General features: G+C 49.6%; 16 protein-coding genes and 1 pseudogene. 3 read left to right on the top strand and 14 right to left on the bottom strand.

Annotated features, from left to right (window positions below; translation table 11 throughout):
- Positions 1–111 precede the first annotated feature (111 nt).
- Both AC0LWF_RS13145 and fabF read right to left on the bottom strand, forming a co-directional pair.
- On the bottom strand, positions 112–1,776 hold the full coding sequence (locus AC0LWF_RS13145; protein WP_474651981.1) for a glycoside hydrolase family 13 protein: 1,665 nt from the start codon (positions 1,774–1,776) through the stop codon (positions 112–114).
- A gap of 164 nt (positions 1,777–1,940) precedes the next feature.
- Positions 1,941–3,191, bottom strand: a complete 1,251-nt coding sequence (fabF, locus tag AC0LWF_RS13140; RefSeq protein ID WP_474651980.1) for a beta-ketoacyl-ACP synthase II — start codon at positions 3,189–3,191, stop codon at positions 1,941–1,943.
- A 151-nt stretch (positions 3,192–3,342) separates the two neighbouring features.
- Between fabF and AC0LWF_RS13135 the strand changes: the two genes are divergently transcribed.
- Entirely contained in the window at positions 3,343–4,191 is an 849-nt protein-coding gene (locus AC0LWF_RS13135; RefSeq protein ID WP_474651979.1) for a helix-turn-helix transcriptional regulator, read from the top strand.
- An 80-nt stretch (positions 4,192–4,271) separates the two neighbouring features.
- On the opposite strand, the gene AC0LWF_RS13130 is transcribed toward AC0LWF_RS13135, so the two are convergent.
- The 5 genes from AC0LWF_RS13130 to AC0LWF_RS13110 all read right to left on the bottom strand — a co-directional run bounded on the left by AC0LWF_RS13130 (position 4,272) and on the right by AC0LWF_RS13110 (position 8,913).
- On the bottom strand, positions 4,272–4,892 hold the full coding sequence (locus tag AC0LWF_RS13130) for a GNAT family N-acetyltransferase (RefSeq protein ID WP_474651978.1): 621 nt from the start codon (positions 4,890–4,892) through the stop codon (positions 4,272–4,274).
- 29 nt (positions 4,893–4,921) lie between these two features.
- Positions 4,922–5,554: a P-loop nucleotide/nucleoside kinase family protein gene (locus AC0LWF_RS13125; protein ID WP_474651977.1), complete on the bottom strand. Its 633-nt coding sequence runs from the start codon at positions 5,552–5,554 to the stop codon at positions 4,922–4,924.
- Positions 5,555–5,563: 9 nt separating this feature from the next.
- Entirely contained in the window at positions 5,564–7,012 is a 1,449-nt protein-coding gene (locus AC0LWF_RS13120; protein WP_474651976.1) for an RCC1 domain-containing protein, read from the bottom strand.
- 53 nt (positions 7,013–7,065) lie between these two features.
- Positions 7,066–8,043: a phosphotransferase gene (locus AC0LWF_RS13115; protein ID WP_474651975.1), complete on the bottom strand. Its 978-nt coding sequence runs from the start codon at positions 8,041–8,043 to the stop codon at positions 7,066–7,068.
- Between the two features lie 111 nt (positions 8,044–8,154).
- Complete coding sequence (locus tag AC0LWF_RS13110) at positions 8,155–8,913, bottom strand: hypothetical protein (RefSeq protein ID WP_474651974.1); 759 nt, start codon at positions 8,911–8,913, stop codon at positions 8,155–8,157.
- 111 nt (positions 8,914–9,024) lie between these two features.
- On the opposite strand from AC0LWF_RS13110, the gene AC0LWF_RS13105 reads away from it, so the two are divergent.
- Positions 9,025–10,095 (top strand): lactonase family protein, encoded by a 1,071-nt coding sequence (locus tag AC0LWF_RS13105; RefSeq protein WP_474651973.1) that lies wholly within the window; start codon positions 9,025–9,027, stop codon positions 10,093–10,095.
- Positions 10,096–10,169: 74 nt separating this feature from the next.
- Here the strand turns inward: AC0LWF_RS13105 and AC0LWF_RS13100 are convergent, their stop codons facing one another.
- Both AC0LWF_RS13100 and AC0LWF_RS13095 read right to left on the bottom strand, forming a co-directional pair.
- Positions 10,170–10,328 carry a hypothetical protein gene (locus AC0LWF_RS13100; RefSeq protein WP_474652244.1) on the bottom strand — a complete coding sequence of 53 codons (159 nt, stop codon included), beginning with the start codon at positions 10,326–10,328 and terminating at the stop codon, positions 10,170–10,172.
- A 96-nt stretch (positions 10,329–10,424) separates the two neighbouring features.
- Positions 10,425–10,628, bottom strand: a pseudogene (locus tag AC0LWF_RS13095) (zinc-ribbon domain-containing protein); the annotation flags it as partial.
- Between the two features lie 195 nt (positions 10,629–10,823).
- On the opposite strand from AC0LWF_RS13095, the gene spoVB reads away from it, so the two are divergent.
- Positions 10,824–12,371: a stage V sporulation protein B gene (gene spoVB / locus AC0LWF_RS13090; RefSeq protein ID WP_474651972.1), complete on the top strand. Its 1,548-nt coding sequence runs from the start codon at positions 10,824–10,826 to the stop codon at positions 12,369–12,371.
- 108 nt (positions 12,372–12,479) lie between these two features.
- On the opposite strand, the gene AC0LWF_RS13085 is transcribed toward spoVB, so the two are convergent.
- The 5 genes from AC0LWF_RS13085 to AC0LWF_RS13065 form a co-directional block, all read right to left on the bottom strand.
- A complete protein-coding gene (locus AC0LWF_RS13085) occupies positions 12,480–13,019 on the bottom strand; it encodes a P-loop nucleotide/nucleoside kinase family protein (protein ID WP_474651971.1) in 540 nt (179 codons plus the stop codon).
- A gap of 25 nt (positions 13,020–13,044) precedes the next feature.
- Entirely contained in the window at positions 13,045–15,753 is a 2,709-nt protein-coding gene (locus AC0LWF_RS13080; protein WP_474651970.1) for a UxaA family hydrolase, read from the bottom strand.
- Positions 15,754–15,759: 6 nt separating this feature from the next.
- On the bottom strand, positions 15,760–16,614 hold the full coding sequence (locus tag AC0LWF_RS13075) for a sugar phosphate isomerase/epimerase family protein (protein ID WP_474651969.1): 855 nt from the start codon (positions 16,612–16,614) through the stop codon (positions 15,760–15,762).
- A 375-nt stretch (positions 16,615–16,989) separates the two neighbouring features.
- Positions 16,990–17,166: a DUF402 domain-containing protein gene (locus AC0LWF_RS13070; RefSeq protein ID WP_474651968.1), complete on the bottom strand. Its 177-nt coding sequence runs from the start codon at positions 17,164–17,166 to the stop codon at positions 16,990–16,992.
- Positions 17,144–17,590 (bottom strand): NUDIX domain-containing protein, encoded by a 447-nt coding sequence (locus tag AC0LWF_RS13065; RefSeq protein WP_474651967.1) that lies wholly within the window; start codon positions 17,588–17,590, stop codon positions 17,144–17,146. The genes AC0LWF_RS13070 and AC0LWF_RS13065 overlap by 23 nt, the downstream gene beginning before the upstream one ends.
- Positions 17,591–17,633 lie beyond the last annotated feature (43 nt).

Genomic DNA, 17,633 nt, shown 5'->3' with positions numbered 1-17,633 from the left:
CGAATATATGTTCGGTTGTAAATAGTTTTTATAGGATTTCCACCTAAATAAAAGAGGTCAGCCAGATTATCTGGATGACCTCTTCTCTTGTTGCCACGATGACTCGAAATATTACATCACATACACACGCGCCTCATAAGGCTTTAACGTGCAATCCCGAAGCGCTTCTGTTTCTTCGACCGGATAGTTATGCAGCATAAGCAGAGGCTTGCCTTCTGCCGTCCCCGCTGGAAGCTTCAACTCTGCGTTTTCCGCCGAGAAGTTGCAAATAACGAGCGCCTTGCCGCTTTCGCCGCTGCGCGTATAAGCGAATATCTGCTTATCGTCCTCCAACAGCAGTTCATATGTGCCGTATACGAATTGCGGATATTCCTTGCGCAAGCGAATCATATCTTTATAGAAATTCAGCACCGAGTTTGGATCTTCCTGCTCTCGTTTTACATTGATCTTCGCGTAATTCGGATTGACGCCCATCCACGGCTTGCCTGTCGTAAAGCCCGCATTCGCCGCATCCGACCATTGCATCGGCGTTCTCGAATTGTCACGGCCTCGCTTCCAGACGACCTCCATTACATCCTCATGCGGACGCCCTTTTCCCGTTTCGATGCGGTAATAATTGATCATGCCGACATCATTGTAATCATCGATGGATTCGAATTTGACATTCGTCATGCCAAGCTCCTGGCCTTGATAAATATATGGCGTGCCTTGCATGAAGAAGTAGCAGGCTCCAAGCATTTTGGCGCTTTGCTCCCAGTATTCGGCGTCATTCGCCCATGTGGATACCGAGCGAGGCTGATCGTGATTTTCGAAGAACAAGGCGTTCCAACCGCGATTTTCAAGCCCTTTCTGCCATTTACTTAACGTCTCCTTGAGTGCAAGCACGTCAACTCCGTTGTCGATACCGATATCCCATAATCCCAAATGCTCGAATTGAAAAATCATATCGAACTTGCCATTCTGCTCGCCAACCCAATCATCCGCCTGTTCGATGCTGACGCCGTTCGCTTCGCCGACCGTCATGATGTCGTATTTATCGAACGTTCGCTCCTTCAGCTCCTTCAGGAACGTCTGTATTCCTTCGCGATTCATATGGCCTTCGAACGAAGGAACATAGTCGAGTTTCTCTGGATTCGGCATATCCGTCAGCCCCGGAATTTTCTTAATATGGCTGATCGCATCGACGCGGAAGCCATCAATGCCTTTGTCGAGCCACCAGTTGACCGTATCGTAGAGCGCATCGCGCACGTCGGAGTTTTCCCAGTTCAAATCCGGTTGTCTCACTGAGAAAATATGCAAGTAGTACTGCTCCGTCTTCTCGTCAAATTGCCATGCGGAACCGCTGAAGATGCTTTCCCAGTTGTTCGGTTCATGACCGTTCTTACCGTCCCGCCATATGTACCAATCTCGCTTCGGGCTGTCCTTGGATGAGCGGGATTCAATAAACCATGGATGTTCGTCGCTCGTATGATTGATGACCAGATCAAGAATGAGCTTCATGCCCCGCGCATGTGTCTCCTTCAGCAGCTGGTCAAAGTCATCCATCGTTCCGAATTCTTCCATAATGTCCTGATAATCGGAGATATCATAACCATTATCGTCGTTCGGAGATTTGAAGAACGGGCATACCCATAACACATCGACGCCTAGGTCCTTCAAATAATCAAGCTTCGAGATGATGCCTTGCAGGTCTCCTATGCCATCCCCGTTGCTGTCCATAAAGCTGCGAGGATAAATTTGATATGCTACCGCTTCTTTCCACCAAACCTTGTTCATTGCCTTATTCCGCCTTTCAAACATTTTCCTACCTCGTTCATGCCCATATTTTCTCCTGCACATACCTTGGAGCTGCAATGAACGACGATTGCTGCCAAACAAAAAAGCCGTTTTTTTTGAGCGACTTTTATACACTAAATGATTATGTCTGCTATTGCAAATTTTCATCTTATTTTCTCGTCGTCATAGCGTCGAAGCACGATAACGGCGTTATGTCCCCCGAATCCGAATGAGTTGGACATGCCGATTCGAAGCTCCGCTTCGCGCGCGGTATTCGCCACGTAATCCAAATCGCAGTCCGGATCGCGCTCTTCTTGATTGATCGTCGGCGGTATGATCCCTTCTCGAAGCGAATTTGTGAGTGCAATTGCTTCGGCTCCGCCCGCTGCGCCGAGCATATGCCCAGTCATCGATTTGTTTGCCGTAACCGGCACGCGGTAAGCATGCTCACCGAACAGCCGCTTGATCGCCCTGGTCTCGGATATATCGCCTACATGCGTGCTTGTCGCGTGAGCGCTGATGACGTCCACGTCGTTCGGTGTTAATCCCGCATCTCGCAGCGCCGCTTTCATCGCGAGGTAAGCGCCTGTTCCTTCCGGATGTGTGGCAACGATATGATAAGCGTCCGAGCTGGCCCCGTATCCGATCACTTCTCCATATATCGAAGCGCCTCTTGCAAGCGCATGGGTTAATGATTCTAGTATCACAATGCCCGCGCCTTCGGCAATGATGAAGCCGTCGCGCCCGCGGTCGAATGGACGACTCGCTCCGGTTGGATTCTGATTGTTGGTCGATAGCGAAGTCGCGTTTCCAAAGCTGGCGAGCGACAGCTCCGTTATCGCAGCTTCCGAGCCCCCGGCGAATATGACGTCGGCGCCTCCATATCGAATGAGCCGGAAAGCTTCGCCGATCGCGGTGTTGCCTATCGAACATGCGGTCACAGGCGACATCGATGGTCCGAGCGCGCCGTAGTGAATGCTGATCATAGCAGATGCCATGTTCGAGATCATCATCGGCACGAGTGTCGGACTAACTCTGTCCGCGCCCCGCTCTCGCAGGACACCATCTTGTTCGAGCAGCGTATGCAGTCCACCGATCCCCGATCCGACATACACGCCTAATCGTTCATGATCGATGGAAGCGGCATTCAATCCCGCATCCGTCCAAGCTTGCTCGGCCGCCGCCAGCGCAAACTGAACGAAGCGGTCCATTCTTCTCGCTTCCTTACGCCCGAATCTCGCTTCTCCGTCGAAATCGCGTACGAGACCGGCTATGCGTGACTTCAACCGGCTCGCATCTATCGTATCAATCGCGGTGATCCCGGAATCGCCTCTCTTCAATTTCTCCCAGAACAAAGCCGTTTCGTTGCCAAGCGGCGAAATAATCCCCATACCCGTAATGACTACACGTTCCATCCTAATTCCTCCTTCTCACCATTAACTATACGCGCCGTTCTTGCTTACAGTCCTATATTGCGCTAGAATTTATCCTATTACAAGTTATCGTTTATCCTAGTATAAAGACTACCAGACTATCCCACACCATAAATGAGGAGCGATCCGAATCATGAATCGCCAAGCTAGACTGCAAGCTCTTTCCGACTTTCTTAAAAAGCGCCGCGAACAGCTGATGCCTCAGACGGTCGGCCTTCCCGTTGGCACTCGTCGACGGACACCGGGGCTGCGTCGTGAAGAAGTCGCGCAGCTCGCAGGCGTGAGTACCACATGGTACACGTGGCTTGAACAAGGCCGCGATATTCAAGTTTCCGCTTCCGTGCTGGACTGTGTTGCTTCGGCACTCCGCATAACGACAGACGAACGGAAGTATCTCTTCTCGCTGGCGATGGAGTCCACGAGTGCGCCGGCTCCGGGACTAGAGCCGACGCTGGAGATTAATCCATCCCTGAAGCGCATCTTGCAGGAGCTCCGTTATTGCCCGACCATCGTTACGGATCGGAGATTTCGAATCGTAGGCTGGAACGAAGCCGCTTCGCGCGTATTTATTGATTTCAACACGCTGCATGCGGAAGAGCGCAACCTGATCCGATTATTATTCGAGCGTAAGGATTTCCGCAGGCTAGCGGTTAATTGGGAGCATTTTGTATTGGATTTCCTAGCGATCTTCCGAGCCTACTATGGACGATACGTGGAGGATGAGTGGTATAGCAGCTTCCTCGCGGAAATGAGGGAGTCATACCCCAACTTCGATTCCCTCTGGGAGCAAAGCCGCGTCAGTCTCTCACCAGATATGCTGATCGAGTTCCGCCATGCAGCTGCTGGCAAAATGCTGTTCCAGCTGACCTCACTTCAAGTACAAGGTGAAGATGACCTGCGCTGCAGCGTGTATACCCCAGCCGCAGACACGAAGACCGAAGCAAAGCTGCGAAAGCTGGTTGATACGCCATCCCGCAGCTAATCAAGCCGCAACGCAAAAAGAAAGAAGCTGCCCATTCAGTTGACAGCTTCTCTCTCGTTTCAAAGACTACCTAGCATAACTTAAAACTGATTAATGGCTGACGAGCATACCGCTTCTAAGAATTCTTCTGGCGCTTGGCAGATGCGCAAATTGTTAAAATCTTCAGCAGGCATATGTTCTTGCAAGATAGGGAGAGATTCCTCTAAGTCGTTCTTCCTGCTTCCGATTACAGGGTCTGACAATAAAGAGAAACCGAAGTCCGAGTAAAGCTTGATAGCACGATAGCTCGTTGGATGCGTATGGAGGTAAACAGGGTAGTCTTCCTCTCCAAGCTCCTTCATCACTTCAGAAATTAAAGCCCTGCCTAACCCTTTGCCTTCGTATGAATTTAGCACTTTGAGCCAATGAAGGGTATTGATCGTGCCGTAAGCTTTCCATATGAAGCAAGTTCCAACAGGCGCATCCTCTTCATTACAGATGAACAAGCACTTATCGAAGAACAATTCACCTTCCTGCGCATACACAGCTTGAAAGTAATTCGTCATGAACTCGTCATAGTTTCTCGCGGTTTCGGGATCATCGAAATGGATCGTTTTCCAGAAATCCAGCTCATCCTTCCTGCAGGCTCTAACGTGAAATCCTTGCGGTACTTCTCGCATGGCTGATCGATCTAATGATGTACACATCATAAATAGATCCAAGCTTTGGATACTCATTTGATCACGTCCAATCAAGAGGATAATTCACCGATCAACTCATAGACCTTGCGCGCCGTTTCTTGAGGAGTGTCGTGGCTAGTATCGATAGCTTTAATCGTAGGCTTGCTTGTCACCTGACTCTGCTCGATAAACCACTGATTGAAACCGATCATGCCTTTTGTAAAATCATCACTGCTGCTGCCTCTCCATGAAGGGCGACTCCGCAGCCTTTCCTCAAGCAAGCCACTCTCACAAACGAGTGCGATGTAATGGATTTCACCAAAATAACGCCTCTCCACGCAATTCTCAAGCTGCTCCGGTGTCACTGATCCGCAAAGTACAACAGGCTTCCCTGCTTGCGCAATGTTCTTAGCCATCCTCAGCCACATTTCCCGGTAATCGCGATAATTCGTCTCCGGCTCATTGTATCGGTTGTCCCACAGAATATCCGTTTCCATCACTACGAGGTCCTTCGTTAGATTAGAGAACTGAAGAACTAAAGAGGATTTCCCCGCACCGCTCGCTCCCGTCACGATAAACAGCGGCAATTGCAGAAAGGGATGCGGATGCTCGCAAACGGGACAGATAGCGTAGGTGCCGCCATCGGTTTGCTGAATGCTTTTATCAACACGATATTCACCACAAGCTGGACATACGTTGAACATTCATCTCACCTATCCCACCTGAAAATGTTGATGCGGACGGTTCCTTATCATAACCGTACGATCACCTAATTGACCATGGTCGTTACTTCCCCAAAGCCAGATCTGTCCGTCTTTGGTCATCGCCATTGCATGTTTGGTTCCTGCGGAAATCTGTACGACATCAGCAAGATCCTCAATCTGTACGGGCTTGCTTCTGCGCTCAGTCGTTCCGTCGCCGAGCTCGCCAAACGTATTGTCTCCCCATGACCATATCGTTCCATCCTTACGTAGAGCCATTGTAAAAGCGCCGCCTGCCGCGATGGCTACAACTTCCGTCAAACCAGATACGATACGCGATTCAGATGAAGAGCCGTTCACTACCTCACCGTCACCTAGTTGCCCTTCGTTGTTGTAGCCCCAAGTCCATACGGTGCCATCTTTCTTCAATGCAACGCCATGCGATCCGCCGGCTGCAATTGCAACAATGTGCTTCAGTGTTTTCAACTTCACAGGAACCCAGCTCTCATCCAATACCGGGAACGATTCCGTGCTATCGCCGTAACCTCCCCAGCGCCAAACGGTGCCGTCCGCTTTCAAAGCTAACGAATGAAAGAACCCCGCAGCGACTTCTTGCACGTTCGTCATTCCTTTTACCAGTGCCGGTTCATTCCGCGTCGTATCTGTTCCGTCGCCAAGCTGTCCATACCAGTTTGGTCCCCAGGACCAGACCGTGTGATCTTCCTTTAACGCCAATGTGTGAAAGACGCCAGCTGAGACAGAAACAACCTCTTCGATTCCTTCAACTTGGATTGGCGATTCCACATACACCGCATCCTTACCGCCGCTCCCTAACTGCCCATGGCTGTTGCTTCCCCAACCCCAGACGGTACCGTCCGTCTTCACGGCGAAGGAATGGTAATGACCCGATGCTCCCGCCACCATTCGGACATCAGATAGAAGTTGAATCGGTGCCGCCTCTGAATCGCTGGAATCTTTGCCTATTCCGAAATTTCCCCAGCCCCAAACCGTACCGTCCGCTTTCACTGCCAATGTGTGCTCAAAGCCTCCAGCTGCATATCTTTTCTTATGCTTCATGATGTCATCTGCAGAGAAGCCCTCGAACATTTCCTTTGCGTCCATCTTCATTCCTCCAGCTGCGAATTTGATCGTACGATTGACCGTTTCAATGATTTCTTCCAGTCGTTTCTTCTTCTGAAGGAGCAGATCCCTATGAATGATAAGCGCCTGGCTGCGATCGAAGTCAGGACGGTCCAGTACTTCCTTGATCTCTTCTAGCGAGAATCCGATTTCCCGAAAGAATAGAATCTGCTGCAGCCGTTCAAGCTGCACGTCGGAATATCGCCGATGCCCCGCTTGATTTACCGTTTCCGGCAGAAGAAGACCGATATCATGATAATGATGCAGAGTACGGATGCTCACCCCTATCAATGCTGCGACTTCCTTCACCTTTAAGGACATTAACATCACCTCCGAAATCATCGTACATCCTCACGCAACGTGAGTTGCAATAGTCAAAAACGCCGAAGCTCACTCACAATGCCTTCTGCGAGTTCAAGCTGCCGAATAGCAAATTGCAAATCGCCATGTCCTTCTAACGCAAAATCCAGATTTCCAAGCGTTGACATCAATATTCGTGCGGACACTGTAAATGTAAATGACGCAGCATCAGACGAAATATCGTTTTGTGCTAACTGTTCTAACACGAACCTGAAAGTAAGTTCCTGAAGACCTCCAAACAGCACGAGATTACCAACATAAGAAGCCATGTCCCAGTGAATCGGCATCAGAGAAACATCTTCAAAGTCCATCCATAGCCAGCCTCTCGGGCTTGGTAATAGATTTCGCTTATGAGCGTCTCCGTGACAAGGAACGAGGTCCGTCTCCTGTGCATGTAACTGTTCATTAATCTTTTGAAAGACTTTCAACAAGCTTTTTATTCGGGGATCGGATTGTTTCGCAAGTCTTGCAGCGGATTGGCAGGTTCTTTCCCAAACGCCAAGTGCGGGCAGTTCACCCGGATAATGCAACATCGCTCCTGATAGTAAGCTCACCAATTGAACCCCTTCACTGGATGATAGCGCTTGCAAATCTGTCCATGGTTCATAATTCCACAAAGTCATCCATGTCCCATTTACGTTGTATGGGGTAGAACCTAATCGACCAGCCGGTAATAACACGGGAACACCATTGTTATGTAGGTAGCTCGCTACGTGTAATTCTCGATTAAGTACCGTATAAGCATGATCTCTGTCGTGCAACGATAAAATTGTTGAAATCCGTGCTACAACTGGATGTGGAGCTAGATGAATAATGAGGTTACCACCCTCACTAAGAACAACTGGCTTCACTTCCGTTAAGCCGATTGTCTCTACGAATGCTACAACTTGAGAAACGAACTCATCTCTTGAGACCAGTTTCAACACACCCTTTAGTATGACTAGAGAATACAAAATAAAAATCCGCCAAAAGTAGCGGATCTTTATTTTCAAAATGCCGAGTACCCGCTACCATATTTAGTATTTTCAATATAATTCATTATCCAATAGGTGTCCATATTCAAATGATTAAAGAAAAACAGCTGACCATAACGGCCAGCTGCCTTAACTTCTCAGAGAACAACCTTTTTTAGTCCCCAATTTATAGTAGAGACATACATGCACTCCCCGGAACAACACATATCGGTTACCGGATAACCAGTGAGCATAGATCGCATGATCACACGAGGTTTCGGTTGATTTCAAGGCATACATGCTTAACCCTTCGAAGCTATTTAGAGTGAAACCGCCCCTCTGGTTTCCTTGAACCAGCTTTCCATCCATACTAACGCCAACCAATCGGCCTTGAACCACCGCCAAGCTTGTAACTGCTGTTCCGAGAGGGAATTCTGCCCCGGAATCCGTATAACGGTCATAGAGGGATATTCCTTGATTCGATCCGAGGATATAATACTGCGGAGTAAGAAGCAGATCATACACTGGCAGGTTCGGATAAGCGATATTCTTCCAAACTGTTCCGATTTTGCACCAAATCCCGTACGCCGTAGCTGCAGCGAAGAATACGCCTTGTTTGACGACTTGGTAGCACGCAATCGTAATATCGGTCGGGTACCAGCAATTCGCGACATAGTAGAATAAGCCTTTATTCGTGCAGAGGTAAACCGACCTGTCAATGACCTGCAATCGGTTGACAATGACTCCGTCTGGAAGCCCTTGAACTGCTTCCGACCATGTATCATCATTGCTTTTACGGAAAATGCCTTTGCGAAAAGCAGCAGCGAACATGACATCCGAGCTGGCGCTGACGGACAAAATATCTGGAGATGGACAATCGGTCACATCTGTAATGATTATCAATGTCAAAAGGAATCCCGCCACTCTGTCCTAACGATCCAAGAGTGCCATATGAAGCGAATAATGGTAAAATGCTAACTTAGAACGATTATAATTAGAATCTTGGAGGTATGCTTGATTATGGCTTCGACATTTGCCTTTATCGGTTCCTATGCGAACGCGAATGAGCCCGGTATCTACGCTTGTGCTTATGACAAACAAACTGGCGCATTAACCTTGATCTGTCAAGCGGATGGCCTTCAGAATCCGACATTCCTCGTTCCTAACGAGACGAACCAGACGCTCTATACGATTATGGAGGGAAAAGATTCCGAAGGAAATAAATGCGGTGCAGCCGCTGCTTACCGCTTCGATCCTGCAACAGGCAGCCTGCTAAAAAAGAATGAAGCGATCACGCTTCCCGCAACGACATGCCATATTACGCTTGACCCGTCACACCAGTTCGCTATGACTGCGAGCTACCACGGCGGTATGATCAGCCTCTCGCCTATTCTCGAAGATGGCAGCATCGGTCAAACGACCGACATACACAAGCATGAAGGCTCCAGCGTTCATCCCGCACAGACACAAGCAAGAGCACATTCGGTCATGGTCGATAAAGCTGGCAAGTATGCAGTAGTGTCCGACCTCGGACTTGATACTCTCTTCGTCTATGAGTTAGTTTCACCGAATCAACGTATGCAATTGCACAATAAAACAACCATCGCACCCGGATCTGGTCCGCGACACTTTGTCTTCCATCCCGTGCTGCCATTCGGATATGGCATTAATGAATTGAACAACACGATCACAGTCTATGCGTACGATGCAGATCAAGGAAAACTCCGCGTCGTTCAAACGATCTCCACGCTGCCGGAATCATTCGCGGGAAACAGTGCTACTGCGGACATCCATCTATCACCGGATGGTAAATTCCTATATGGCTCTAACCGCGGGCATGACAGCTTGGCTGTCTACCGCGTCGACTCGGCTGATGGCCGAATCGAGCCGATTGAATATGCACCTACACTCGGAGGACACCCGCGGAATTTCGGGATCTCACCGGACGGCCGCTTCGTGCTTGTCGCGAATCGTGATGGCAACAATATCGTGACGTTCAGCCGTGATGCGGAGTCGGGCAAGCTTAAGCCGACTGGCAGCGAGCTTCATGTGTCGAAGCCGGTATGCATCCGTTTCACAGAAATCGTGTAAAGCTTAAATTTCGGTTCTTAAAGAAGAGGGCAACCGTTTATGCAGCGGTTGCCCTCTTCTTTGTTTGGAGATTATTATTTGCTTTTCTTTGACGCCAACCAGAAGACGACAATCACGATTGGAATAAATATGAACCAGGGAATGTTAATCGTACTATGGGTGAGGAAAGCGAGGAACAACAATCCTACTGCACCAAGTATAAGCCATAAGCAGCCTCTTCCGAACGTTTCCATGGATGAGGACCCTCCTCTCACCGCGCTAGAAGGAGGCTGATCACTATAATAACGAGAGCTTTTTACACTTCTGGATACGACGGTTCCACAATATTTACATTTTAAAGCTCCTTGTTCTAAAGACTCATTACAATGGCCGCAAATGGTACTCGCGTTGCCTGAATACAACTTATCCGCGTTTGGAATGCCTTCTATTGTTGCATCCTTGAGGGAGCTGCCGCAGCCCATACATAATAATGAACCTTCGGAGTTAGATTCACCGCACTTCGTACATACCTTAACAGCCAATTTGCAGCCCACCTTTCTTTGCAATGAAGATTAAATAAAATGCCCACTAATGGGTTCCTTTTACAGATAAGACGTATGAAGCAAGATAAAGTTGCGTTTTTTTGGACCGCCGCAATAATCAACGCAGGCATCTCCTCCGCCACATGTCCGCATGCTTTTCCGATTCATGAATACATTTAAGTATTCGAGGATCAGGAGGACAAGGAGATGGCACAAAAGAAGGAATCGTTCATGAGAGGGACGATGGCCTTATCTGTCGCTGCTTTTATCAACCGCATTCTTGGTTTTATTAGCGGCATGTACGTGGCTCGCTTTCTTGGAGCGGAAGGAATCGGCTTGTTAATGATGGCACATCCTCTCGTGCCGCTTGTCATTACCATTACGGAGCTCGGCTTACCTGTAGCAATATCCAAGTTGGTTGCGGAAGCTTATGCCCGCGATGAGTTGTTGAAAGTCAGGCGAATTCTGCACGTATCGCTTGCTCTGACTGGCTTCTTGAGTGTAGCGCTGACGACTCTTTCCTTGCTTGGCTCCCATTGGATTGCTTCAATCATGCTGAGCGATCAGCGCGCTTATTATGCCATGCTTGCGATAACACCGATTGCCCCGATTGTCGCAGTATCCGCGGTGCTGAAAGGATACTTCCGAGGCATTCAGCGAATGAAAGTCATCGCCGCTTCCGATGTGCTCGAGTATTCGGTTCAGATTGCTTGCGTTCTCGCATTAGTCCATTTGCTGCTGCCTTATGGCGTTGCTTACGCGGCAGCCGGCGCAATGGCTGCCTCTGTTATTAGCGAGGCGATCAGCCTCTCGTTCCTCGTTATTAGCTACAAACTATACGGTGAAGCCAAAGCTGCGGGCGAGACATGGTCTGGACATCTGAGGAATGGCAAACAAACCCTCACCGAGCTGCTGCAGATCGGCCTGCCTACAACGGGTACAGGGTTAGTGCATTCGGTGTATAGCGCTTTCCAACCTTTGCTCATTGCAACTAGCCTCGCGATGGCCGGCGTAAGCACGGCGCTCGCTACGAAGCAGTTCGGGATGTTGGCTGGGTATGCGTTTCCGCTGCTATACATGCCTAGCTTTATTACGCAATCTTTATCTACTGCACTTGTGCCGGCTGCCTCAGAGGCTGCTGCGAATAAGGATGACCGGCTGATGCATGAACGGATGAATCAAGCGCTCAGCTTAGGTTTACTGATCGGCGCTCCCGCTACTGTTATCCTATTTCAATGGGCAACACCGCTTACGACACTTGTCTATCATGCGCCTGAAGCGGGACTGCTGCTGAAGATTTTAGCGCCTATATTTTTCCTCCACTATTTCGACGCTCCCATGCATGCCATCTTACTGGGACTTGGCCGCGCGAATGCCACGCTTTGGAACTATGTTGTGTCCACGGCGTTTAAGGCGATCGCCATATTCGTATTTGGCAGCCAATTCAGCATTGTCGGCGTCACCTTCGGCATTGGAATCGGAATTATGATGCAAGCAATGCTCAACTTCTTCTCGATATCTAGCTCGATCGGCATCTATATGAGTATTGGGCCTTACCTGAAGGTTGGCGCGTGCATGCTGCTGATGGCGATTAGCGGGCGATGGGCGCTCGAATATTTAACCGTTGTAGAGCACCTCTCGCTCATATGGAGCGTCACCTGCTCCATTCTCAGTTCTTTGCTCGTCTACTTCGTTGCACTTCTATCGATGAATGCATTGCGAAGAGTAAGCCGTTCGATATTAATACCCCGTTAAATAATGAAGAAAAACCGACCTGGCAATGGCCAGAGTCGGTTTTTTATACGTTTCTGGTACAAGTTTAAGGAACCAACACTCTCCTAAAGGACGAATGGGTTGGTTAAATTACTCAAAGATGTTCCTGTGGTCACGGGCAAGCATTTCATAAGTTTCTGATATTGTGAGGGAATCGTTGTTAACTATCCATTCCTTCTTAATGTAAGGGCTGTCCAGACAGCTTAGTTGGCTCACGCCTATAGCCGTTTCATTCGCGGCATTCTGCTCGTTTATACGCCCACGGAGTCTTTTTCTATCCAGTATAACGTCCACAGTTGGTTTGAGCAGAACCGTCACAAGGTTCGAAGCCTTAGCTTGGAGAGCATTCTGATATGCAAGTAGCGGTCTTGGCGGATCACAATACAGAATGAATTCAAGCACGACATTTTTTCCCTCGTCAAGCAATTGTTGTACTTCAGCTGCAACTCGCTTCTGAATAATAAGCTCCTCTTCAAGGGTTCGTCCCTCATTCACCGGACAGTTCGCCTTATATTCACCCCAGAATTTATCCTCGCTTACGACGGCAAAATGACTTTTATCGCCGAAATATTCCGAAAGCGATGTTTTGCCACTGCCGCTAGGACCAGAAATTAGAATTACATTGCCCATCGAATAGAAAACCCCTCTATATCTTTTATAATGAGAAGCCGAGGAAGCCGCGCGTTAATTGGAAATCGACATTGCCTTGCTGGTACAGACGCGGCGTATAGTCATGCTCCAATGTTTGTTTGATACGCTCTAGCAGCTGCGACGTCCAAGCCTCCGAATTACCTGCCAGCCGTAGATCCAAATCGTTCTCGTTGATCGCTGCATTCGCCGAGGTTGTTGCGATTTGCAGCATGGGCACGAACGGATGCGTCTGCATCGGACGTTCGCCGACGAGCGCGATTATGATTTCGATGCCTGTAGCCGCAAGGCCGGTCACCGTTTCTACCCAATGCTCAGTAGGGGTTTCCATGATGTGGAAGCCATTTCGGCGAACATGCTCACCGTATGCAAGGGACGGCTGGACATCGGACTTCGCGATTACCGATGAGCGATAAGCATCGGCAGACAACAATCCGCTGTTCTGCGGCACGACGACCAAACCGCCTGCGCCTACGACCAATCGTGTCAGCTTCGCCAGCAGCGCTCCAGCCTCTCCTTCGATGGCACCGTCGCTCATTATACCGATTCGCAGCCCTTCCAATCCGACGATCGCCTCATCGGACGTTACGCCTGCCGTGAGCCGCTCGGCAAACCATGCTTCCACCTTCTGCGACACCTTCGCGATGCCGCCGTCCAGCTGAATGCTCGCGAACCCGAGACGGCTTGCGTCAACTCCCATCTCCTCCATCTCATGGCGCATGAAGTCGTTATGGGTTTTCTCGCACCCATGCTCGAGCAGCAAACAATGGCTCACCATCGGATGGGTGACATGGCCGATCAACGTTCGCGCATGCAGCTGTTCGGCTTGTCCGCCTGAATTCCCGCAGCCCTCCGTATGGGCTAAAGCAACGAATCGCGAAACCTCGGGATGATCGGCGTATTGCTTGTTCAACCGCTGCGTAATCATCGTAGCTACCTGCCCAGCGCACAGGCTCGTCGGCAAAATCAAACCAATACTGTCGCTAGCCACGCTGTTGTCCGCATGCCTTGCAAGGGTAAATTGGATTGGGCTGACTTCCGATTCCGCGTAGGCTTGAATGTCGATCGGTTCTCCCGACGGTGCCGAAGCATGAAGCAGTTCTTCCAACCGGCTAGCGTCGGTTTGCTGCCAATTTCGCCAAATCTGCACCTGGGCATGGCCCGCCTTCTCACCTACGCTGCGTTGACCGGAAGCGATTTGGAGCGTCAGCTCGAAGGTCTCCTGGCCAAGCTGATCCATGGATGCACCTTCCAAATATTGCCCCGCGTTGACATCCATGTCATTAGACAGCAGCTGGAAACGGTTCGTCGTCGTGACAACCTTAACGGTTGGGACGAACGGGAAGTTCGTGATAGAACCATTGCCAGTCGTGAAGAAGATCATATTACAGCCTGCAGCGACCTGACCCGCGATGCTCTCGAGGTCATTGCCTGGGCTGTCCATGAAATAGTAGCCGCCGTCCTTCATCAGCTCCCCGTATTCCGTGGCAAAGTCAAGGCGAGTGATCGGATCTTTCTTGCGCGCAGCGCCGATCGATTTGAGATAGATATTATAGAGTCCGCGATATTTGTTGCCGCCGGATGGGTTCCCCTCCGCGCTCGACCCGTGCCAGGATGTGCGCTCCTTGAAACGGTCTACCAGCTCCAGAAACTTACGAGCGGTTTCTACGTTTCGCACTTTCGACAGCACATATGGCTCCGCGCCAATCAACTCATCGGTTTCCGCAATGCTGGCTGCGCCTCCGTGCCGAACCAATTCTTCCGAGATCCAGCCTAGAAGCGGGTTTGCGGAAATTCCGGAGAACGCATCCGACCCCCCGCACTGCAAGCCGATTCTCAAGTGGCTGATGGATTCGCTCGTCCGCTGCATCGCGTCTACGGCCGGCAGCCACCCCCGCACGATCGCTTCGCCTGCGGATAAATCTGCTTCGAATGCGCCTTGAAGCGACACGAATTTATGAATGACGTCGTCAATCGGATAGCTATTATCGCGCAAATAGGTTTGGACCATCTCGTTCGTAACTGCTTCGATACCGTAATCAACGACCAAGACGGCCCCGACGTTGGGATTCACTGTGAATCCGGCTAGCGTCCGCAGCAGCAAATCGAGGTTATTCGGGTTGTCGGTGCCGCCCTCCGTATGCGCCGCGGGAACGATCCCGTCGATGTTCGAGTATTGCTTCAAGTCGTCCTGCAGACGATGCGCAAGCTGCTTCACGTAGCTGCCGGTACGTGACGAAATGCCGAGCAATACCACGTGATTGCGTGTACCGACGCCCCGGCTATCACAGCGGCGATAGCCCATGAACGTGCGCGTGTCCGAATAGGCTGGCGCTGCCGGTGCAGGCTGGAAGCTCGCTTCATCCAGCACATAGTCCGGAACGCGGTCTTCGAAATTCGCCTCGGCTGGAAGTGCGAAGTTCAGCTGGCGCACACCAAGCTCGCCCAATACGGCACCATTAATTACGTAATGTCCAGGCGGAATTGTCTGCACTGCCACGCCGAAGGGCATTTCCCAAGAAAGCAGGCTTTCGCCCGGCTCTATGGTCTTGACTGCGAAGCGATGGCCTTCCAACACCGTATAATCCAAAGTCAATGTTTGCCCTTCAAATTCGATGGCGGAGCCGGCTTCTAGTCGCCGAATGGCTATGGCACAGTTATCTCCCGGCAAGGGGAGTCTGGCTACCTCATGGAATGGGAATATTGCGGTCATCATGTTCACTCACCTTTGACTTGAAAGATTATGGTTTACTGACCGCTCGATCAGCTGAATCGTCTTGCGAGCACCTTCGATTTCGTTGCCGTCTGCTGGCACGCTCTCGACGCCCCAAGTGCCCTCGAACCCGTTCTCTACCAGCAATTTGCAGAATGCGGTAACATTCTGGGTTAGTTCTTGACCATCCTCCGTGAAACGGAATGTTTTGATATGGGTGGCAGTTGCATATTTCGCGCATTTCAACCAGCCATCCGCTTGCTTCCCATGCGCCCAATTCCAAGAATCCAGCAACAACCCGAGCCCTGGAACCGCTTCCAGAAGTTTGACTGTATTATCCGGATCTACGGTTGGACCCCAATGATTTTCTACGACTACCTTTACTCCAGCCTTATCTGCACGGGCAATGATATCTTTATATCCTTCAACAACGATGTCGAACACTTCGTCCGTCCACTGCTGTGGTCCGCCTGAGTCGATACGGATAGAGGAAGCGCCGAGCTTCTCGGCAATGTCGATCCAGCGGTATGCGCGCTGCCTGTTGCTATGTCTTGCTTCTTCCGAATCTTCATAGATATGCGCCCCGTCAACGGCGATACACCCGAATGGCAGGCCAGCTTCGTCGGCCGCTAGCTTCACACGTTCTAGAAACTCATCGTCAACCGCCTTCAGATGCTGGGATTGGTCCGGGTTGGCACCAGCGTGCAGTGCATCGGCTCCATGATTCAACTGCGCGAGATGCGCATTCCAAGGATCAAGCTGCGTACATCCTAATTGTTTACAATCCTTGATATATTGGAAAATATCTTGCTCCCCTGCCGCCAACATTCTGTGAAAACTGAAAGAACAAATACTGATTTTCATACGGTATCCCTCCTATGGTTACGTCGGTAATGAGTGATTCGAATCTATTTGTGTCGATTCTTATTGGAACATATTCCATTTACATCATGTCTTTTCCTCCCATTCATGCAGGAAGGAGTTAATAAAATCAAGCGAATACAAACTAAGACCCGCTTAACCAATAGAATATTTCCATTCCCGTCTTCTACAATTCCGCCTGCGGATACGATATGTGTCGGAAAAGTCATTTTCATGGCCTCCTAGCGTTCGCTTAAATTACATCTTCTGAAGCAATAAATCCTTATGTACTTGCGATAGCTTTAACAGAGCAAACTCATTCTCGCTAATTAATTCACTGAGCTTGGTCGATTCATCCATAGCTATTCATACAGCTGCTTATCTATAATCCCGTTTATAAAAGCTTCTTCCAAGCTCATCAGTGTCATTGTGAATCATCTCGCCAGAAGGCAATACGATTAAATCCAGAAACAAATCGTCCATCCATGGCACATTATATCCCCCTTTGGTTACGTTGATATGTGAGCGAGTTTTAACGTTTGAATTGTTGTTCAAATATCGATTCAGCAATCTCTAGAAGCTCAAGTCGAAAACCATCACCTTCAATTTTTGATATGATTTGGCGCGCAGTTTCGAAATTCATGGTCACTCTTCCAGTTGTTTCGAACCCATCAGGCATCTGTTCGCAACTCTTTACTTTAGCCATAACAAAAACAGTGTATGTATCCGTATTCTCCCAATACCAAGCTGCAATCGGCACTCTTTTCGACTCCAAAATAAGGCCTGCTTCTTCAATGGTCTCACGGTTTAAGGCACGATCAATCTCTTCGTTGGCTTCAATCCGTCCACCTACTGTCGTGAGAGCTTTCTCGTTCTTATCCCAAACCATAACAATTGAGCCATCATCAGTAATTGGAATGCTGTGTATACCCGCAATTTTTTTATCAGTTGGCATAGTGCCATTTAAAGGTATTAGCATTCTATCCCTCCAATCTCATTCATCAGCTACTATTCATCAAAAA

Source organism: Paenibacillus sp. sgz302114, assembly GCF_056120345.1.
The sequence above is the reverse complement of the archived record's forward strand: the minus strand, read 5'-3'. Positions and strand labels throughout refer to the sequence as shown.